The sequence below is a fragment of the Paraglaciecola arctica genome, assembly GCF_018861065.1.
Taxonomy (GTDB): Bacteria; Pseudomonadota; Gammaproteobacteria; order Enterobacterales; family Alteromonadaceae; genus Paraglaciecola; species Paraglaciecola arctica_B.
The window spans coordinates 1-16074 of sequence record NZ_JAHKQO010000031.1 but is presented as its reverse complement, the minus strand read 5'-3'; the positions used below and the strand labels follow the sequence as shown (position 1 = coordinate 16074).

The 16074-nt window shown below is 40.7% G+C and carries 16 protein-coding genes; 5 read left to right on the top strand and 11 right to left on the bottom strand.

Translation table 11 applies throughout. From position 1 onward, the window contains the following. The first annotated feature begins 38 nt into the window (after nucleotides 1-38). Nucleotides 39-2135, top strand: coding sequence for an ATP-dependent helicase (locus KO534_RS11380; protein WP_215929779.1), 2097 nt, complete (start codon nucleotides 39-41; stop codon nucleotides 2133-2135). A gap of 370 nt (nucleotides 2136-2505) precedes the next feature. Here KO534_RS11380 and KO534_RS11375 read toward each other — a convergent pair whose 3' ends face one another. The 3 genes from KO534_RS11375 to KO534_RS11365 all read right to left on the bottom strand — a co-directional run bounded on the left by KO534_RS11375 (nucleotide 2506) and on the right by KO534_RS11365 (nucleotide 6133). Then, nucleotides 2506-3753 (bottom strand): lytic murein transglycosylase, encoded by a 1248-nt coding sequence (locus KO534_RS11375; protein WP_215929778.1) that lies wholly within the window; start codon nucleotides 3751-3753, stop codon nucleotides 2506-2508. A gap of 70 nt (nucleotides 3754-3823) precedes the next feature. Continuing rightward, on the bottom strand, nucleotides 3824-4342 hold the full coding sequence (gene def / locus KO534_RS11370; RefSeq protein WP_215929777.1) for a peptide deformylase: 519 nt from the start codon (nucleotides 4340-4342) through the stop codon (nucleotides 3824-3826). Nucleotides 4343-4411: 69 nt separating this feature from the next. Next, nucleotides 4412-6133 (bottom strand): ABC transporter transmembrane domain-containing protein, encoded by a 1722-nt coding sequence (locus KO534_RS11365; RefSeq protein WP_436836584.1) that lies wholly within the window; start codon nucleotides 6131-6133, stop codon nucleotides 4412-4414. 187 nt (nucleotides 6134-6320) lie between these two features. Here KO534_RS11365 and KO534_RS11360 point away from each other — a divergent pair, with 187 nt between their 5' ends. Then, nucleotides 6321-7166 carry a DUF1353 domain-containing protein gene (locus KO534_RS11360; RefSeq protein WP_215929775.1) on the top strand — a complete coding sequence of 282 codons (846 nt, stop codon included), beginning with the start codon at nucleotides 6321-6323 and terminating at the stop codon, nucleotides 7164-7166. Nucleotides 7167-7196: 30 nt separating this feature from the next. Here KO534_RS11360 and KO534_RS11355 read toward each other — a convergent pair whose 3' ends face one another. From KO534_RS11355 to hpf, 4 genes are all read right to left on the bottom strand, one after another. Then, the gene (locus KO534_RS11355) at nucleotides 7197-7877 is read right to left on the bottom strand and encodes a hypothetical protein (RefSeq protein ID WP_215929774.1); all 681 of its coding nucleotides are present in this window, start codon (nucleotides 7875-7877) and stop codon (nucleotides 7197-7199) included. Between the two features lie 52 nt (nucleotides 7878-7929). After that, nucleotides 7930-8850: an ecdysteroid 22-kinase family protein gene (locus KO534_RS11350; RefSeq protein ID WP_252732098.1), complete on the bottom strand. Its 921-nt coding sequence runs from the start codon at nucleotides 8848-8850 to the stop codon at nucleotides 7930-7932. Nucleotides 8851-9038: 188 nt separating this feature from the next. Further along, entirely contained in the window at nucleotides 9039-9353 is a 315-nt protein-coding gene (locus KO534_RS11345; RefSeq protein ID WP_215929773.1) for an EF-hand domain-containing protein, read from the bottom strand. A gap of 243 nt (nucleotides 9354-9596) precedes the next feature. Continuing rightward, nucleotides 9597-9953: a ribosome hibernation-promoting factor, HPF/YfiA family gene (hpf, locus tag KO534_RS11340; RefSeq protein ID WP_215929772.1), complete on the bottom strand. Its 357-nt coding sequence runs from the start codon at nucleotides 9951-9953 to the stop codon at nucleotides 9597-9599. Between the two features lie 186 nt (nucleotides 9954-10139). Between hpf and KO534_RS11335 the strand changes: the two genes are divergently transcribed. Further along, entirely contained in the window at nucleotides 10140-10976 is an 837-nt protein-coding gene (locus tag KO534_RS11335) for a DUF2797 domain-containing protein (RefSeq protein WP_215929771.1), read from the top strand. A 74-nt stretch (nucleotides 10977-11050) separates the two neighbouring features. Here the strand turns inward: KO534_RS11335 and KO534_RS11330 are convergent, their stop codons facing one another. Both KO534_RS11330 and KO534_RS11325 read right to left on the bottom strand, forming a co-directional pair. Beyond that, nucleotides 11051-12031, bottom strand: coding sequence for an SDR family NAD(P)-dependent oxidoreductase (locus tag KO534_RS11330; RefSeq protein ID WP_215929770.1), 981 nt, complete (start codon nucleotides 12029-12031; stop codon nucleotides 11051-11053). A gap of 238 nt (nucleotides 12032-12269) precedes the next feature. Beyond that, nucleotides 12270-13145, bottom strand: coding sequence for a LysR family transcriptional regulator (locus KO534_RS11325; RefSeq protein ID WP_215929769.1), 876 nt, complete (start codon nucleotides 13143-13145; stop codon nucleotides 12270-12272). Nucleotides 13146-13231: 86 nt separating this feature from the next. Here KO534_RS11325 and KO534_RS11320 point away from each other — a divergent pair, with 86 nt between their 5' ends. Beyond that, nucleotides 13232-13651 carry a PACE efflux transporter gene (locus KO534_RS11320; protein ID WP_215929768.1) on the top strand — a complete coding sequence of 140 codons (420 nt, stop codon included), beginning with the start codon at nucleotides 13232-13234 and terminating at the stop codon, nucleotides 13649-13651. A gap of 38 nt (nucleotides 13652-13689) precedes the next feature. On the opposite strand, the gene lepB is transcribed toward KO534_RS11320, so the two are convergent. After that, nucleotides 13690-14340, bottom strand: a complete 651-nt coding sequence (lepB, locus tag KO534_RS11315) for a signal peptidase I (RefSeq protein WP_215929767.1) — start codon at nucleotides 14338-14340, stop codon at nucleotides 13690-13692. A gap of 337 nt (nucleotides 14341-14677) precedes the next feature. Here lepB and KO534_RS11310 point away from each other — a divergent pair, with 337 nt between their 5' ends. Then, a complete protein-coding gene (locus KO534_RS11310) occupies nucleotides 14678-15142 on the top strand; it encodes a nuclear transport factor 2 family protein (RefSeq protein ID WP_215929766.1) in 465 nt (154 codons plus the stop codon). A gap of 118 nt (nucleotides 15143-15260) precedes the next feature. Here KO534_RS11310 and KO534_RS11305 read toward each other — a convergent pair whose 3' ends face one another. Further along, the gene (locus KO534_RS11305; RefSeq protein WP_215929765.1) at nucleotides 15261-15656 is read right to left on the bottom strand and encodes a disulfide bond formation protein B; all 396 of its coding nucleotides are present in this window, start codon (nucleotides 15654-15656) and stop codon (nucleotides 15261-15263) included. Nucleotides 15657-16074 lie beyond the last annotated feature (418 nt).

The following is a 16074-nucleotide window of genomic DNA, read 5'->3' as shown; positions in this document are numbered from 1 at the left end:
ATATTAAGCATTGGAATTCATTGGGTTTGATAGAAATAATGCTTGATACTATGCTGCTAAACAAAGAACAACAACAAGCTGTTGAATGTGCCGACCTTGAGAGTACCGACTCTATAAGCAACAACAATCAAGCACCTCTGCTTATCATAGCCGGAGCAGGCACGGGTAAAACCAACACTCTGGCACATAAAACCGCACAGTTAATTCTAAATGGCAAATCCCCTGATCGTATTCTTCTGATGACTTTCGCGCGTCGTGCGGCAAGTGAATTATCGTCTCGGGCCAATCGCATTGTCGAACAGCAACTAATGAAAAAAACGGGTAAGGGTAAAGCCCCAACTTATCAATCAATCAAAATTTCTTGGATGGGCACTTTCCATTCTATCGCGGCTCGTTTACTTAGAGAGCACGCCAACGCCATTGGTCTTGAAAGTGATTTTACTATCATGGATCGCAATGACAGCGCTGATATGATTGATGTTATACGCCATGAATTGGATTTTACATCCACGGTAAAGCGCTTCCCTAAAAAGAAAACCTGCTTGGATATTTACTCACGCTGTGTGAATAGCAAACAACCCATTGAAGAAATTCTAGATGCCCATTTTCCCTACTGCCGCCAATGGGACAAAGAGTTAACCCGCTTATTTGCTGCCTACGCTAAAGCAAAAATTGAGCAATTGTGCTTAGACTATGATGACTTGCTTTTGTACTGCTACCACATGGCCCAAGTGCCAGAAATAGCCAAACAGGTTCGGGAACAATTTGACTATATATTGGTAGACGAATACCAAGATACCAATGTGTTACAAGCCGGTATTCTAATGGGATTTTTTCCGACTGGTAAAGGCTTAACGGTAGTGGGAGACGATGCCCAGTCTATCTATTCTTTCAGGGCAGCTGATGTGGACAATATATTAAATTTTCCACAGCAATTTAGCCCACCTGCCAGAGTCATTTCACTCAAACAAAATTATCGTTCTCATCAAGCTATTTTGGACGTGTCCAATGTTTTACTCAGTGAAGGAACTGAGGGTTACAAAGTAGAATTATTCAGTGACAGAAAATCAGGAACTAGACCTAAATTAGTCTCGGTAGAAGATGAGACTAAACAAGCCGAATATATTGTCGAAACAGTGTTAGCCGCACGTGAGCAAGGTATTGAATTAAAAAAACAAGCGGTATTGTTTAGGTCGAGTTATCACAGTGACCGCCTCGAACTTGAACTGACCCGACGTAATATTCCTTTTGTTAAACATGGTGGGCTTAAGTTTTTAGAAGCCGCACATGTCAAAGATTTACTGTCGATTTTGCGCTGGGCCGATAACCCAAAACATAAAATTTCAGCCTTTAGGGTGTTAAAGTTATTACCCAGTGTTGGGCCAAAAATAGCCGAAAAAGTCATTAATTCTCTTACCGCAAAACACTACACATTTAGCGAACTACTTGATTACCCTATGCCGCAAGTAGCAAATGAGTTATTTCAAGCATTAGTAAAAGTACTGAGCGCTATCCATACCAATAGCATTGTTTGGTCAGAGCAAGTCAATGCTGTGGTTAACATCTATAAAGAATTGTTGGAGATTAACTACGATGATCACTTTGTTCGTTTTGGTGACATTGAACAACTGGCGCAAATATCTCAGCAGTTTCCATCACGACAACGCTTTTTAACAGAACTGACTTTAGATCCACCTCAGTCTTCAGGAGATCTTGCAGGTCCGCCTTTAATCGATGACGACTTTCTAATTTTATCAACAGTGCACAGTGCCAAAGGTCAAGAATGGACCAATGTTTTTGTGCTGAATGTGGCTGATGGCAACTTCCCCAACGAATATGCGGCGGGCAACAAACGCAGCTTAGAGGAAGAAAGACGTTTGCTAAATGTGGCCATTACCCGCGCTAAAGATGAACTGCATTTAATGCAACCGTTGAAATATTGGGTGCCAGAACAACAACGCCACGGTGACCGGCATGTTTACGGAGCCAAAAGTCGATTCTTAACAGAGCAAGTGCTTAAATTATTAGACAGCACCCACTTTCCTAGAATACAACTTAACCAACAAGAAAAGGATTCAGCCAAGCTTGCCATTACCGATATTAAAAAAACTGTTTTGGGTATTTGGGATGTTTGAAAAGGCAAAAATCGGCCTATAACTTCCGTTATGAACTCTGCGAACAAGCTAATTTAGGTAACCTGAACTTGGGGATAACCAACGCCTGTAAGCGACGCGATTTATTCGTATATTTGAAACTTAGTTACCCCATAAACGTAATGCTTCAATGTCGGATCAGCAGTCATTTAATCAGTTGCCAAAATTTTTTGTGTGGTGTCGTCGGGTTAATTGTCGATTGTTCTAGAGCAAAGGGAGACTAGTGATAACACAACCATTCCCCATTTCAATGTATTGCTACTATTCAATGTATTGCTACTAAGGTAGCAATACATAACAAAGTAATAAAAAATCAGCGCGAGTTAATCAATATGTCGATAAGTTAAATCAATCAACTATTTTTCGCGTCATCGATTTCCACAGGCGCATTCTTCACCGCTTCAACTGTCTCTTTTGAGGGATAACCATCAGCAATCAAACCCACAGTCACTTGAAATGCGCGTACACCTTTGCGGGTTGCTGGCCCTAATATGCCATCAGCTTCACCTACGTCGTAACCCAACTGATTGAGTTTTTCTTGGAATTGCTGCATTTCAACTAATGTGTAGTTTGGTAGTTCGGGTAGTGGTTTTGATAGAGTACCTTTGCCGTTGATACGGTCTGCCAAATGGCCTACTGCTATGCCGTAGTACTCGGAGTTGTTCCAACGTAATATCACATCAAAATTAGGGTACACCATAAACGCCGATCCGGTATGCCCGGCAGGCACAAGTAGTGCAGATTTTAAGTCACTTTCACCTAGTGGTTTACCACCTACTTGAGTGACGTTTTGTTGTGACCAAAATGACAAGGGTTGAGGTTGGGATTTACCGGCCAATTGATAGTCAAAACCTTCGGGTATGATGACTTCGCGGCCCCATCTATAACCTGTTTTCCAGCCTAGGTTTTGTAAAAAATGAGCCGCTGATGCCAGCGCGTCTAGTTCATTGTTCCACAAATCTATTTTGCCATCGCCGTCACCGTCTTTGGCATATTTCATGTAGGCGGTAGGCATAAATTGAGTGTGGCCCATAGCGCCAGCCCATGAACCAACCATCTGCTTATGGTCAAGCTCTTCTCGCTCAAGCAGCAACAAAGCTTGAACTAGCTCACCAGAAAAATAAACACTTCTACGTTGATCACAAGCCAGAGTCGTTAACGCTGGTATTATCGGGGTTTTTCCTTTGTAGCTACCAAAGTTAGTTTCTAGGCCCCAAAACGCAATGAGGTATTGGGCTGGCACTCCATATTGCTTGGTTAATTCTGCCAAAAACTCTTTGTGTTCCTGTAATTTTTCGCGACCTTTGTTGATACGCCAATCGGTCACTCTTTTTGAAAAATACCCCGTAAAGGTTTGCACAAACTCGGGCTGATTGCGGTCGTAACTTAGAATCCTCTCTAGGGGCTTTACTTGCCCTAAAATGTCTACTGTTGTGCGTTCAGATACACCTGCATCACGGGCTTCTTGTTGCAGCCGTTCAATGCACTGTCCAAATGAATCTGCTTCAGGCGTTGAACTTTGCTGTCCATGGGCCACAAAAGACAACGAGGTTAAACCTGTGGCGAAAACTAAAGTTTTAAATGAAGAAAAAGAAATCAATATTACTATCCAAAAGGTGTAAGAAATAAGTTGTTTTGGGACCTCATGCTAACCGACTTAGTAAAGTTCGTTAAGTGAATTTAGCGGCCCAAACGTCATTTGCCATAATATTTTGTGTACTGGTAATATGATCCAGCCAAGTTTTACCAATTAAATGATCAAATTCATGTAAAAAAATGCGCGCCACAAAACCTTCTAATTGAATAGTTTGTACATCACCGCTTGTATTTAAATACGTGACTTCAACTGAATTAGGACGTTCAATTCGACCACGCAATCCTGGCACAGATAAACACCCTTCCCACTCCCACACTTGGTTATCACTAATTCGTTTGATGCAAGGATTTATCATAACCAATGGTTGCATCTCAGGCGCATCGGGATAACGAACATTTGCACGTGAAGCAATAATCATAATGGCTCGAGGATCAAATACCTGAGGGGCTGCGATACCAATGCCGTTTGCCTCAAGCATAGTCTCTAGTAATTCTTCAATAAATGTATTCAGTGACTCAGATGCAAATTCATCTTGCTCTACCTGCGTTGCGGGAGTCCTAAGTATTTCCTCACCCACCTGTGCTATTTTCATATACTTTCTCTTATCACTTAACTGTTATTTTTTCGCCAGCATCTCGTTGTTAGCAGCGAGATATTGCTGCTAACTCACCAACTGCAGTTGCGCAAACTCTCGGTACAAGTCGTTACTGTCAACGAGTTCTTGATGTGTGCCTATGGCGACAATTTCTCCTTTGTCCATCACCACTATTCTGTCTGCGTTGATAACAGTAGCCAGTCTGTGGGCAATGATCAAAGTGGTTTTGTTTTTCATCAATTCTTCCAAAGCTAATTTTACGTGTTGCTCATTGGCTGCATCTAAAGAACTAGTGGCTTCATCTAACAGAAGTATTGGGCGGTCTGCCAATATCGCTCTGGCGATGGCAATGCGTTGTTTTTGGCCACCAGATAAGCGCACACCCCGTTCACCTAAATTAGTTTGGTAACCTTCTGGTAACTCGCTAATAAACTCATGGGCCCGCGCCGCTTTAGCTGCGTTTTCAATCTCCAACTCAGTGGCATTGGTGCGGCCGTAAGCAATGTTGTCTTTGACACTACTAGCAAATATCACTGACTCTTGAGGTACCAAAGCAAATTGATCACGTAGTGCTGACACATCTAAAGATTTGATATCTTTATTTTCTAAGGTTATATGCCCACTAGTAGTGTCATAGAAGCGCAATAATAATTGGAACAAAGTTGATTTACCGGCACCACTAGGCCCCACCAATGCCACTCGTTCACCACTTTTTATCCGCAAGTTTAACGCCTTTATCACAGTCACGGCATCAGTTTGTGGATAATGAAAGCTCACATTCTGCAGCGCGATTTCACCACTAATTTTACTAGGCAACGCAAAGGGGGATGGCGGTGACTCAATACTCGTTTGAGTGTTAAGTAACTCCATCAAACGTTCGCTGGCTCCAGCAGCCTTTTGCACTTCACCTATTACTTCGCTAATGGTCGCTACTGCACCACCTGCCATCACCGCATAAAACATAAAAGCAGTGAGTTCTCCGGCGCTAAGTTCACCAGTCAATACTTGCTGAGCCCCTACCCAGGCCACCAAGGTAATAGCGATAATGCTAATCGCCATAATACATGCCACCAGCAATGCACGGAATTTAATCCTAAAATGTGCCGCTCCCATTACACTTTCGATCCGCTCCCTGAATAAGCTATTATCTATCTTTTCATGAGAATAGGCTTGAACGGTATGGATTTCATGTAGGGTTTCGTCAACGTAGGCGCCCACGTCAGCCACTTTATCTTGACTATTTTTGGAGTACAACCGGACTTTAGCACCAAAAATTCTTATGGGTAGCAGGACTATTGGCACGGCAATCAGTACATATAAGGTCAGCATAGGGCTTGAAAAAAGCATCAACAGCAGTGCACCAATAAAGGTAATACTTGACCGTAATCCCATGGATAACCCCATACCCACCACAGACTGCAGTAATGTGGTATCTGCGGTAAAACGAGAAATGACTTCACCGGTGCGAGTTTTGGCAAAAAACGCAGGGGACAAGGTTAACAAATGTCCATACACTTTTTGACGTATGTCTGCGCTGACTCTTTCGCCTAACCAAATCATCCAATAAAATCGAAAGTAAGCCGCAATACTGCCTACCAAAGCAATGCCCATCACTAAAAACATGGTTTGATTTAGCTTATTCGCATTGTTAGCGATGAAACCATCATCAACAACAGCTTTAATACCTTGGCCTAATAATAACCATGCGCCGGCACCAATAATTAATGCGGTTATAGCAAAAAACACTTTAGATTTATAAGGACGAAGTTGACCAAACAGCCATTTCATAACGGTACTTGTTTTAGGGGATTGCAAAGTATTGTTCTCTTAAATTTATCAAGTAGGTTGAGTATGGGGGCACTAGCGAGTGATTTCGATACGTCTGTTAAAGTAAAAAGTATCAAACTGTTGCAGACAATTTAAATTTCACTTCTATACTGGAGATTATTTGCGCCAATATACGATAGGGAAATTTATGAACACTAGCAACGACTTGCCTAACCAAACCCAACCTAAAGTCACTAAAATGGATATGTCCATGAAAGTGGCCCTGTTAATCGGTGCGGGTTTATTGCTGTTCTTATTTTGGTTTTATCCTAACCTAATAAGGCTGAGTTTATATGCAGGATGTTTTGTCTGTTTAGGTTTGTTTTTACCTAGGCAAGCTGGATGGAACATACGCGATCGCCGCGCTAAAAAATCCAAACAATCAGAATTGCAAAAATGGGGATTTGCGAGCCGGGACAGAGAAGGACCATGGATTAATTACATAGATTACCCTTTGGTTCGCAACGAATCTTCGGCCAACGACAAGTTTTTTTATAGTGACTGGCTAGTCATTGATGACGGTAAAATCATCGTTAATCCCGGCACCTCAGAAGTCAATCTAGAATCTAAAACCGTCAGTTATGATTTAACCCAACCTAAGGCATACGCTTGGGATGGCTGCACGCCAAAACGTTTATTTTTTTGGTTGGCATTAATAGGCACGCCCGATTGGTGGCACGGCGAGCACACAGTTCAAAGCATCACGCAACAAGGTCAACTAGTTGAAAAAAAGGTATTTTGGCAGTTATGTATGCACGCGAGTTTAGTACACGATGCACTTTATCAATATTTAGACACTATCCCACTCACCAAAGTACAAGTAGACCAACTGTTTCACGATATGTTAATTGAAGCCGGAATGCCTAGTTTTATGGCTAAGGTTTATCATTGGGCAGTAGATAAGTTTGGCGCAAACGATGTATACCCAGATACAGCACAGCCTAATAGCGATTTTAGTAATAGTGATTTTAAGCAATTAGAACTAACGAGGTAATTTGCGAAAAACAGGTTTTGTAGATAGCGATTATTTTTCATCTACATTTAAGATAGCCAAGATCAATACAAAAAAGCATAACACCAGATTAAACAGGGGTATTTGTAAGTTGCTCGGCATCATGTAAATAACACTCACCGCTGGGATCCAAATAATCCAAGTGGTCACTACTGTGGTGGGTATTTGTACTTTGATAAGTTCATCAAAGTGCATTTTAGTTTTCTGCCAATTAAACTGCTGATCTTTCCATAAAAAAGCTAAGGCAATCATAGGTCCGGTCAAAAAGGTAGAAAATACAAATTGATCAAAAGCAGTTTTCTTCACTATGGTAAGCCAGTCGTTACCATCGCCAAACAACACCACTTGAAACCCGTAAAACCCGTTAATTAACCCACCTAGAAAAGCCCAAATCAGCACATAAAAAAGCAATTGAGAAAAAGGCAAAAAGCGAATTTTTCCACTCATAAACATATATAAAAAAGGTAACAAGCCACCAAATAGCGCAGTTGAAATTACCGCATATAACGCCCCATATTCTACTTTTAAATCGGCAAAAAACTGAAACATAGGCTGCGAAGCAGGCCAATAGAAATAACTTAAACCAATAGTCAAAGCAAACAACTGTAAACACACGCCAGGTAACAAATTGACACCTATGGCCGCTTTTATATTACCGATGAGCCTTGCCCCGTTTGATAGCGTAGATGTCATTTAATATTTTCCTGTGTAAGCTGTCTACTTTTTGCTGCGGTGAATTGCGTCATTATTTTGGTAACCTGCTAAGTGCGATATCGGTTTGCTTTTGCATATGGGCATTAATTTTATAATGCTCAGGACTCCAACCTAACAAAAATCGGTAAAAGTCGGCCCAAGCAAAGGCATATAAGTCGCGCCACTCTTGCTGTAAGCCCGTAAAATCAATGTCTATTTGGTAATGACTCAGTGCTTTACTAAGCACTGCAAAATACTCTTGCACTAGGCTTTGCTCATATTTGACTAATTCATCTTGATTGAGGCAGCCACCTAAAAAGTAAACCAGATCTTTAACCCCTACCCCTTTACCGACATATTGAAAATCTACCGCTGCCAATCCGTCAATATTGGCATCGTCAGCAAAACAGAAATTTGCCAGTTTAGCATCTCCATGCACCAGCGTTTGAAAGTGGGCGTTATTTAACACCGAGTCTATCGCTTGAGCTGAGTCTTTCAATTGACCAGCCTGCATCACCTTAAACTCTTCTTGGCGAGTCGCTAAATACCAGTAAGTACCAATAGGCCAAAGGTCTGTAATGTTTTGCTGCAAAAATCTAGCGTGAAAATACGCCAACCACTTAATGCCAGACTTCACATCAGACATAGATGCTTGGTTTTTGCGCAACCTAAATCCTTGTTGGTCGAGATCTTGTAGCACCAATACCTGTTGTAAACCGTCGGAAAATTCAGTCAATAATTGAGGTAACACACAAAACTCATCACATAAACGGCCATAGCGTCGATAGAAATTCGCTTCTATTTGGTATGATTTTAATTTACGTTGATGCCCGACTTGAGTATTCCAACCTCTAGGATGATGCGCTTCAAGCGGCGGAGAAATATGTTTTACAATAATCGAAATATTGAGCCTAGGGCTAACATAGCGAGAAATCTCACCATAACCACTCCACAGCGATTGTACCCGATGCAATTTACTCAGTTGTGGATCTGAAAAATGGGATTGAAGTTGCGCTAAGACGTTGATAGCTAGTCGCTGCTTTACTCTGAAATTTGCAACATCTTAACTTAAACAGCCATACCTAAAAAGCTCTAAAAATAGCTAGCAAAAAGCGACTCTAGTAGAGTCGCAAATTGATTAAACATTTTGCTTAACACCTGTTATCTTTCGCGACGTGGTGGCTTATGACTGGTAAATTCGTCTTCAGTTAATACGCCATCACCATCAGCATCAATATGTCCAAAAATAGTAGAGTGTTCGTTGTTTGGTACATCGCTTTGTTCAAACTCTGCATAACTAACGGTACCGTCGCTATTTAAGTCCAAAGATGAAAACGTGGGTCGCTCACGTTTTGGCATGTTTTGCCCACCGCGTTCTTGAGCGTGAGCTGACAAACTTAAAGAGATTCCTATTAAACAACAAAGTGTTAATAACTTTACTGAGCTATTGTTTTTTACTGTTTTTAATAAATTCATAATATGACCTGCTTGTTTGTTTAAATTCACATAAAGCTTACCGAACATTGCCGAAAACAGTGTGCAAGAAACGGGTAAACAATGTGCAAACAAAAAGAATCTAAGAAACAAGGAGCATGCTCAAAAGATCTCAATACTGGCTTGCTGCAGATTAAAAGTGATAGAAGGGGAAATGGGTGTTCTTATGAGTAGCGCTCAAACTACCAATAATAATCTGAGCGCATTTTAATAAACTGTTGGAAACTAGGTTAAATCCATACCCTGAATAATTTCATGGGCTATTTCTGGGGTGGTAACGCTAGGCTTTTGATGCAAATCCCCTTTTAATTGTCCTTTACGATGTTTAAGTGCTGCATCTAATTTTTTACTTGCTTGAGCGAGAGCTGGATACATTACTGCTCCTTTACCTTTAACCGCAATACTGGTGCCTTCGTATTTAGTGGAAACTTCTGCGCTAAACTCACCGTGCTCTTTCGTCACAATAATGTCTAAAGCGATAAGGGTGGGGAAATGACTGGCTACTTTAGAAAACTTTAAATTAATATCCTCTTTAACTGACTCTGAGATATCGCAATGGTGACCTGAAACATTTATTTTCATAGATTTTCCTTTTTGCTCTGGTTTACGTTTTTACAAACTTACTTATACAGCTTGGGTCAAGTTGCCAAGAAAACAAGGAACAACCGATATAAAAAATCATACTAGAAGATATTTTTCGGTGACCCAGAGGTTAACCATCCCAGTTTTATGGTAGATTTGCCACATTAATTCTCGGATATTTTTTTTATGACCTTATACCAAGGCAACACTCGTAAGATGCGAGTGAGCACAAATTCAGACAACGTTGCGCAATATGCTCTGCCCATTGGCGACACCTCGATCAACATGAACGCCTTGATTGGGCAAACGTTAACGGTTAGTTATCAGGGCGAAATCAATTGCGTACATTGCGCCACAAAAACCAAAAAGAGTTTTAACCAAGGTTATTGCTACCGCTGTTTAATGAAGTTGGCACAATGTGATACTTGTATCATTAAACCCGAACTATGCCATTACGAACAAGGCACATGCCGCGAACCAGCTTGGGGAGAGGCAAACTGCTTGTCGAGTCACTTTGTGTATCTAGCTAACACTGGCACCATAAAAGTCGGGATAACACGCCATGTGACAGACGGAGTCTCGAGTCGCTGGATTGACCAAGGTGCCACGCAAGCCATTGCGATCATGCGGGTACAAAACAGGTTAACCAGTGGTTTAGTTGAAATGGCTTTTAAAGAACATATTGCAGATAAAACCAATTGGCGCACTATGCTCAAAAATCAGCCTGAACACGTGGATTTAGTCGCTTTAAAAGAATCCTTATTGGAACAAGTAGAAGAGGATCTCGACGAAATAATTGATGAATATGGGTTTCAGGCCATTGATATTTCAGACACTCCTGCCATTGATATCCACTACCCTGTTGAGCAATATCCAGAAAAAGTAAAGTCTATTAACCTAGACAAAGACTTAGGCTTTGAAGGCACCTTGTTAGGCATTAAGGGGCAGTATCTGATGTTAGATGGCGACCGCGTAATCAACATGCGTAAATACTCTGGTTATAATTTGCAAATTACTGCTTAAGAAGAATGATACGAGATAGACTGTTAAGGGCGAAACTTAGGCTTAAATCTTACAAAGATTTAAGCCTAAGTACTTTAGTTTGTTGACGCGGTCGCTTTTTCAGACTTTGCAATTTCTTCATCCAAAATCTCAATCAATCTGGCTCGGTCAAACTGATGCACTTGGCCATGGTTGAGCTCTAACATTTTACTTATTTGGCGCCTAATAGTCGCATCAGCCTGCTGCACCGTTGCGGTGACCATATAACGCGACTTAGGAGTGTTACTTTGCATAATATGCAGTGCGGCTTTTGCCACGTCTATAGGGTCATTGCCTTTTTCTACTAGAGGCAAGCCAGCAACTAAACCGTCACGTTCTTTTTTGTATTGACTGTCATCTTTCCAATAGTTGGTATCTTTCATCAATTTGTAAGCGGCATTACCTATGTTAGACGCATAGTTACCAGGCTCAATGACATGCACACTCACGCCGAAACGTGTCATTTCCTTTGATAAAGCGTCGGTATAAGCTTCAATGGCATGTTTGCTCATACTGTATGCGCCAAACATTGAACTAGAGAGAATACCCGCAATTGATCCCGTAGTGGCGATACGCCCCTTACTTTCGATGATCATCGAAGCAAACGCTTGAGTCACACGAAAAGGTCCCAGCACATTCACATCGAATTGATATTCTAGTTGTTCGGCTGGCAGTTCAATCATGGGCCCAAACACCGCCACTCCAGCATTGTTAATTAAGCCATACAATCCACGGCCTTGTGCTTTGACAAAGTCTACCGCAGCGTTTATCTCTTTGGCGTTACGCACGTCAAATTGTACTGCCGTAACATTGTCCATGGCATTCATCACTTGCATCTCGTGTTTATGCAAAACGCCGGCGTATACGTAAAAGCCATTTTTAGATAACTCTTGGGTCATCTTTAATCCAAGACCTGAATTAGAGCCTGTTACTAACACCGCTTTTTGATGGGTTTTTGGGGTGCTAGTTTGGGCGCTGTATCCATTAAAATTAATGAGCAAAGTAACGCTAAATAGGATAATTCCAAGTTTTGTCATGGCGATGCCTTTTTTAAATTAATAATTAGGGTGGATGATTTGAGGTTCACAGTCGTACTTAACTGCAGTATATGGCAAAGGAACACCTTGCTATATTTACATCTGCTATGGGTAAACATTTACTAAAACTATTTAGGCTATTTACGGGGTGTTAGAGCGGTAACATATTCAAATGTTTCTATGCAATGTAACCTAGCAGTAGATAACTGCAACCTTTCAAAACATGGTATTTAAGCAGCTACAGAATATTACGCAGTAATTGTCGTAACGTTTTGAAAATGGGTAGGTCACTGTTTTTTTGATGTTGCAACACGTCAACATTAGCTTGCCAATGCATTTTTTCGAACTCCATAGGAAGTTTAACTAACTCCCCTGCTTGCACCGCTTCGTGGGCCACGTGCGCGGGTAAAAAGCTCCATCCGTGGCCTTGTAACGTCAGCTCGAGTAACAGGAAATAATTATCTGCATACAAAATATCTGGGCTGATTTTTAGTTGAAAACTACTGGTCTGGGTGTTTTTGGAGCGGATCAGCAATTGACGATGCAACCGCAAACTATCGATGCTTTTACTTGTTTGCCCAGATAACGAATGAGACTTAGCCACATATAAATCAAAACAAACAGTGCCAATACATTCATAGTCTAAATAAGTGGGAATATTAAGTTCACTAAAAATCACCCCAGTTAAGGGTAATGCTTTTTTAAGTAAGTCAATAATATCAAGACTCGAAGCGCTTAAAAATTCTAGGGTAACTTGGGGGTAAATTTGCTGTAATTCGCCGATAATGCTCGAAACAGCCTTAAATGGGATCCCCTCGTCCAAGGCAATGGTTATTTCACTTGGTGTGATATCACTAAGAGCTTGGACAGAATTTTTTAATCGTTGATGTTGATTAAGAAGAGCGTGTGCATGGGGTAATAAACGGCTACCTGCATTTGTTAATGTAGGATAACGTCCGCTACGTTCAAATAGAGTCGCATTACAATCTATTTCTAAATTCATAATGTGTTGGCTCACCACTGATTGCACCTTACCTAAGCGCCGTGCCGCAGCCGAAAACGAGCCGGTTTCAACTGTGGCCACAAAAGCTTGAAGTTGTTCAATGCCAAACATATCGCTTTTACCGATACTAAGTAACTAACACATATCATTATAATGGATGATTATGACGCTATCGTCACCCTTTATGTGAATACTTTATGAAAACCATTGAGCGTGTATTTCAGGCTTTTTTATTTGAAGTTATTGCCTTAGCCATAGTAGTACCCACTTCCGCAATTATTGGTGGGTTTGCAACGGGGAAAATGGCAATTGTGGGAGTTGCACTGTCTACTTTTGCAATGCTTTGGAATTATCTCTACAACATTCTGTTTGACAAAATAGCAGGGGCAAACCGGCTAACAAGAGGCGTAATTATACGAATGATTCACGCTTGTTGTTTTGAACTTGGCATGGTGGTTATTACCTTGCCTGTGTTGGCTTGGTACTTAGAAATTACTTGGATAGCGGCCATTGTTCTTGAAGCCAGCTTTTTGGTATTCATCCTTTTTTATACATTTATATTTAATTGGTTATACGATAATTATCAACCTTATCAATGGTTTGTGGCTAGGATCTAAAATGGAAACCTAAACTCTAGGCTTCCATTTTAACGCTGCTAGATAAGCGGTTGGTTGAACCTTTCTTTTCGAGGTAAATAGTAGTTTTCAGGATCTAGAGATAATAATACTTTATTGGCCTTACCTTGAATTTCGATGGCAGGAACAAAACCGTAATATCTAGAATCGGCACTGTTGTTTCTGTTGTCGCCCAAAACCAAGTAATGCCCTTCTGGCACAATCACTTCCGTAAAGTTATCGCGCGCCTCGGCTACAGGTATAAATTGTACGATATGCGCTACATTATCGAGTTGCTCAGTTTTTTGGAGGCTATTGTCGCGGTCTTCATATTGAATCGGCTTGCCATTAATAATCAGTTTATTCTCAAACATGGCGACTCTGTCACCTGGCTCACCTACGAGTCTTTTTACCAATCGATTACCGGCTTTCTCAGAATTAAACACCACTATGTCGCCACGCTTTGGCTGACCTGTTTGCATAATCTCTATATCAGTAAACGGTACTTCCAAACGATACGCCATCTTATTGACAAAAATCCGGTCGCCTTCAACTATGGTGGGTAACATAGAGCCTGTTGGCACCAAATACCAGTCAGCAAAACTACTTCGCGAAGCAAATAACACCAACGCAAACAGCAAAAAGGCCCAATTTTCTTTTAAGAGTTTGTGCATTGAAAGTTTGATATTCATGGTTTAATCCTTGTGAATGTGACTTGAAATAAGACCCTAAAACCAGCCTGAAGTTTAGTAGTAGTTTGTAACTCTATGTGTCGACAATCTCCCATTCAAATTTCGAGTGTTTTTTGGCTGCTTTTGTTTGGCACTGGATAGGAGTATTTTAAAGCTTTACCCCCTACTGACGCTACTGAGCAGGAAGGATAGCGATATCCTATCGCTATTTAAAAAGATAAACTGATACACTTTCCAATAATACGAGGGGTGTCAGTTCTTTTTGTCTGAGCTTGTTTTGTCTGCCCGCACACTTTCGATTAGATCGTTAAATGTCACTAAAAAAAGGAAATGACTTTTGTCTAAATTCACATTCGCCATAGCCGTCGTCACTGTTGCCTTTTCTTGGCTAACATATGCTGAGACAAACACTTCTATGGTGCAAAAAGAGGTAATGGCTTCATTCGAAAGTCTTGTTCAAGCCTCAAAGGAGCTCAATCATGAAGCTTATTTTGAGCACTTTGACACAGAAAAATTTGTTGGCCTAAACAGCGATGGCAGCAACTGGAATTCAATCGATGAGTTGTCACCTCTTATCATTAATGGATTTGCTTCAATTAAAGCAATAACACAGCTCACATTCACCAATGTTAAAATATCTGTCATTGACCAACATACTGCCATCCTGGTCAATGAATATACTCAGTCGATGGAACTAAACAATGGCCATCTACTCAGCAGTGCTGGAGGTGGTACTCAAGTGTGGTCAAAACGAACTGGAGCTTGGAAACTTGTAAGCGTTTCAGCTAGCAACAAACCTTGAACCTCCACTTCGTAAATGTTTCATCAAGAAAAAAACACCGTAAACCAGTCAATTACGCAGATTCATTTATTACAATTAGAATAGGTGTTTCTCTCACTTGATATTTAAAAGTCTGTTGTTATTTTTTATCTGAAAATAACAACAAGTAGGTCAGGCCTATAATACCAAACAGTGCAAAACCTGATAAGAGGAAGGGATCGATGATGATATTCTCTTTGAATTCAAAGGTCCCAGCAGATATTTTTTTCCAGTGCATAAAGTGTTGATTAGCAGCAACGGTCGCGCCGAAAAAACCAATCACTAAACCTATGTATTTTGCTATCCAATGGCTGGCACCTGGGGTAATTAGAATTAATCCTAAAATACCAATGACTGTCCGCTGTGCTCTGCAGTATGGGCAAATGTAAACCATACCGGTAAGGTCTGTTGTCCACGCCACTATTGAAATAAGAATAGCAATGATCCCCACAATCTTAGTGTGTGTTGAATATGTGTTTAGCTGAAAAACTTTCATCTGTGTTTAGTTCCTAATTTAAAACGATTTTGATGTAGTGTGTAGCTTGAGATCAATTATGCTAATACGCCTAGGTAACGCTAATAATAGGATCCGTTAAATTATTCAAACTGTTAGATATCTAGCAATGATATTTCAGTCATGTTTTAAACGAAAGTGACAACTAGTGTTAGCAAAAGGTACATTGCGACGCCCCAAGACTGTTTTTATTATGCTGAATGCGAACGCTAAACCGTATCCAAATAACGTGATAACATTAGCAAAATCGCAATATCAACACTAATGACTAAAATCAAATTCAGAGTGAATTTTAATCACAACAATTGCATATGGTCTAAAGCCAGTAAGGTGAGCACTTGTTACAAAAACAGTGCATAGCTATAATGCTGTTCACTTAAAGTGAGCAGCAGATTTTTTT

Bases quoted from the DNA above. Each gene is read 5' to 3' on its own strand.
- KO534_RS11380 (WP_215929779.1), top strand. From the start codon at position 39: ATGCTTGATACTATGCTGCTAAACAAAGAACAACAACAAGCTGTTGAA.
- def (WP_215929777.1), bottom strand. From the start codon at position 4,342: ATGAAAATAGCACAGGTGGGTGAGGAAATACTTAGGACTCCCGCAACG.
- KO534_RS11365 (WP_436836584.1), bottom strand. From the start codon at position 6,133: ATGAAATGGCTGTTTGGTCAACTTCGTCCTTATAAATCTAAAGTGTTT.
- KO534_RS11360 (WP_215929775.1), top strand. From the start codon at position 6,321: ATGAACACTAGCAACGACTTGCCTAACCAAACCCAACCTAAAGTCACT.
- KO534_RS11355 (WP_215929774.1), bottom strand. From the start codon at position 7,877: ATGACATCTACGCTATCAAACGGGGCAAGGCTCATCGGTAATATAAAA.
- KO534_RS11345 (WP_215929773.1), bottom strand. From the start codon at position 9,353: ATGAATTTATTAAAAACAGTAAAAAACAATAGCTCAGTAAAGTTATTA.
- hpf (WP_215929772.1), bottom strand. From the start codon at position 9,953: ATGAAAATAAATGTTTCAGGTCACCATTGCGATATCTCAGAGTCAGTT.
- KO534_RS11335 (WP_215929771.1), top strand. From the start codon at position 10,140: ATGACCTTATACCAAGGCAACACTCGTAAGATGCGAGTGAGCACAAAT.
- KO534_RS11330 (WP_215929770.1), bottom strand. From the start codon at position 12,031: ATGACAAAACTTGGAATTATCCTATTTAGCGTTACTTTGCTCATTAAT.
- KO534_RS11325 (WP_215929769.1), bottom strand. From the start codon at position 13,145: ATGTTTGGCATTGAACAACTTCAAGCTTTTGTGGCCACAGTTGAAACC.
- KO534_RS11320 (WP_215929768.1), top strand. From the start codon at position 13,232: ATGAAAACCATTGAGCGTGTATTTCAGGCTTTTTTATTTGAAGTTATT.
- lepB (WP_215929767.1), bottom strand. From the start codon at position 14,340: ATGAATATCAAACTTTCAATGCACAAACTCTTAAAAGAAAATTGGGCC.
- KO534_RS11305 (WP_215929765.1), bottom strand. From the start codon at position 15,656: ATGAAAGTTTTTCAGCTAAACACATATTCAACACACACTAAGATTGTG.